The organism is Marivita sp., assembly GCF_017643905.1.
Lineage (GTDB): Bacteria > Pseudomonadota > Alphaproteobacteria > Rhodobacterales > Rhodobacteraceae > Marivita.
Map to the genome: position 1 here is coordinate 1 of NZ_JAEPMO010000264.1, position 3,016 is coordinate 3,016.

At 62.8% G+C, this 3,016-nt stretch carries 2 protein-coding genes; both read left to right on the top strand.

Features of this window, described 5'->3' with window-relative positions; genetic code table 11:
- Window positions 1-809 (top strand): aldehyde dehydrogenase (locus JJ869_RS22985; RefSeq protein WP_292271220.1); only part of this gene is annotated, 809 nt, incomplete at its 5' end.
- Between the two features lie 90 nt (window positions 810-899).
- Window positions 900-2,813 (top strand): enoyl-CoA hydratase-related protein, encoded by a 1,914-nt coding sequence (locus JJ869_RS22990; RefSeq protein WP_292271222.1) that lies wholly within the window; start codon window positions 900-902, stop codon window positions 2,811-2,813.
- The last annotated feature ends 203 nt before the right edge of the window (window positions 2,814-3,016 follow it).

The window sequence follows — 3,016 nt, forward strand, 5'->3', positions numbered from 1 at the left end:
CGCTGGAATGCGGACGCCTGCACGCTGGGGAACGATCCATCCCGCTGCTCACCGGGGGCAAGATGGCGGATCTGCCCTTGACAGGCGTTGATCTGCTGCTCGACTGCACCGGCGCCACCAAGGACCGCGCGACGGTCGAGGACGCATTGACGGCGGGCGCGCGGGCGGTTTTGATCTCTGGGCCCTCCGACATTGCCGACATCACCATCGTCAAAGGGGCAAATGACGAACAGATCGCGGATCACCGGATCGTCTCGAACGCCTCCTGCACCACCAACGCGCTGGCCCCGCTGCTACGCGATCTGGACACGCGTTTTGGCCTGATCCAAGGCCACATGACCACGATTCATTGCTATACTGGCAGCCAGCCGATGGTGGACGCCCCACGTGGCCCCGACCTTGCCCGCAACCGCGCTGGTGCCGTGAGCATGGTCCCCACCACAACAAGCGCCGCCAAGCTGATCGACCGCGTGCTGCCCGATCTGGCCGGGCGCGTGACCGGGGCCGCCGTGCGTGTGCCTGCAATCAGCGTATCTGCGGTGGATCTTGTCGTCCGCCTGAGCACCCCACCAAAAGATCCGGCCAACGCCCTGCGCGAATTGGCCGAAGCGAACCCGGTGATCGGGCTGGTCGAAGACCCCTGCGTGTCCGTTGACCTCCGTGCGCGGACGGAGTCGCTGGTGATTGCACCAAACGAGACCATGGAAACCGGCGACCAAATCCGCATTTTCGGCTGGTATGACAACGAATGGGGGTTCTCCGCCCGTATGCTCGATGTCGCGCGAATGATGCACAATCGCGCCGAATAAAGCGGGATTCTTGCCAGAACGCCCCGTTTGGCCTCTAATACTCTGCAAAGAACAGGCAAACATGCCGACCCGAGGCCATCGGAGCAGCAGATGGGCACTGAGACCGAGATCACCGTCACGGAGGGTGTTGCGCAAATTGCGCTGACGCCCGGTCCATCGTCACGGCTGACCGTGGCGATGCTTGCAGCCATCAATGATGCGCTGACGCGCCTGAGCGCTGACCCGGGAACACATATTATCATTCTGCGGGGCAAAGGCGCTGTCTTTCCCTCCGGCATCACCGTGCCGCGCGGTGGCGGCGATGACCGGAAAAATCTTCTGTCCGATGTCTGCCGTCAGATCGAACTTTGTCCGAAACCCGTGATCGCAGTGCTGACGGGCGCAGTGGTGGGGGGCGGCGTCGAACTGGCGCTTGCGGCGCATTACCGGCTCGTACATCGCCAGACCCGCATCGGTTTTCCCAATGCGCGTCTTGGGCTTGTACCCAGCGCGGGGGCCACGCAACGCCTGCCCCGGCTGATCGGTGCCGACGCCACGCTCGACCTGCTGATCGGCGGCGCTCTCGTACCCATCACAGGCGAAAAATACGCCTCGCTCGCCGACGCATTTTTCGACGACGCAACGGATGACGTGATCCAACGCTTTGTTGATGACCTGCACGCCAAGGGCGCAGGCCCCAGACCCACAGCAGACCTGCGTACAGGTTTTGCCGACGCAGCCGGGTATCAGGCAGGCCTCAATCGTGCCCGCACCGGCGTCGACGCTTCGCCAGAGGTGGCCCCAAGGAAAATCCTCGCCGCCGTCGAAGCCGCGATGCTCTTGCCCATTGACGCCGGACTGGCCTTTGAAGAGGCCGCTGCCGAGGACTGCGCAGATACGGAACAATCCAAGGCGCTGTCGCATCTGTTCCACGCTGAACAGAAGGTCGCCGCACAGGTGCGCCGCAATGATCTTCCAGACATATCGACAATCGGTGTTCTGGGCGGCAGCGCGATTGCCGGTCAGATCATTCTGGCCGCGTTGGAGGTTGGGCTGGGTGTGCGGTGGTTCATCAAGGATCCCGACCAGCAGCGCGATGCGGTGGGTCATGTCCGCCATGTGCTGCAACAGGCGGTGCAAACCGGGCGGCTGACCAACGAGCGGATGCAACGCGGCCTTGAGGCACTGCGGTTTGGCGATGCCCAAGACCTTTTGCAAGACACCCAGATCGTCCTGAGGGCAACGCGCGGTCAACGGGGTGCTCCTGTGCCGGCGGACACGGTCATCGCACATTGCCTTCCCGGCGTGGATGCCCGCCTGTCGCTGCAATTCGCCGCCCCTGCAGCAACCACCCGCTTGGTCGAAGTCATTCTTGGCCCCGAAGCGACCGAAGATCACCGCCGCCTTGGCCTTTCGCTTGCGCGGCGCATGAACAAGATGGCGATCGTGCAAACCACGGCTGGCACTGGAATTCACGACCGGCTTTTGCAGGCACTCTGGCGGGCTGCGGATGCTTTGGTGGATTTGGGGCAATCCCCCTACACCATCGACGCCGCTCTACGCGATTGGGGCATGGTGCATCCGCCCTATGAACTGGCCGACAGGATCGGGCTGGACGTGGTCAACCGCCATCCCCGCGCAGGAGGAGGACAGAACTGGTCCGGGTTTCTTCTGGAACTGGGCCGTCAGGGGCGCGCTACTGGTCGCGGGTTCTACCACCACGGCCCCGATGCCCCTACGCGGGACGCCGAACTCCTGCACAAGATCAATGAACGCCGCGCGCCGCAATCGAACCTGCCCACCGATCAGATCCGACGGCTGGTGATCGGAGCGGTGGCCAATGCCGGGGCCAAGGCATTGCGCGAGACCGTTGTGCCACGCACAGCGGAAATCGACGTGCTGTCGGTTTTCGCCCATCTCGTCCCGGCGTGGCGCGGAGGCATCATGCACGCCGTTGGTGCCGAAGGTCTGCTAAAAACCACCCGCGAGATGGACGCGCTGGATCACCCAGACAACGAACTGTGAACTCCAGATCCGGTCTTTGCGGAGTTGATCAAGTACGGGCGCAATTTCGACGAGCTATAGAGTCTAGAGCGTGTCGCCCCTGATCAGATTCAGGATTCCCATGATGCTTGCCTTGTGATTCCATGCTTTTGAGGCAGATATGGGGGTCAGTTATGGGTAAGCCACATCCTGTTGAGTTGCGTGATCGCGCCGTGCGTCTTGTC

What these genes read in the sequence shown, in the direction of transcription:
- JJ869_RS22990 (WP_292271222.1), top strand. Translation starts at nt 900, where the DNA reads ATGGGCACTGAGACCGAGATCACCGTCACGGAGGGTGTTGCGCAAATT.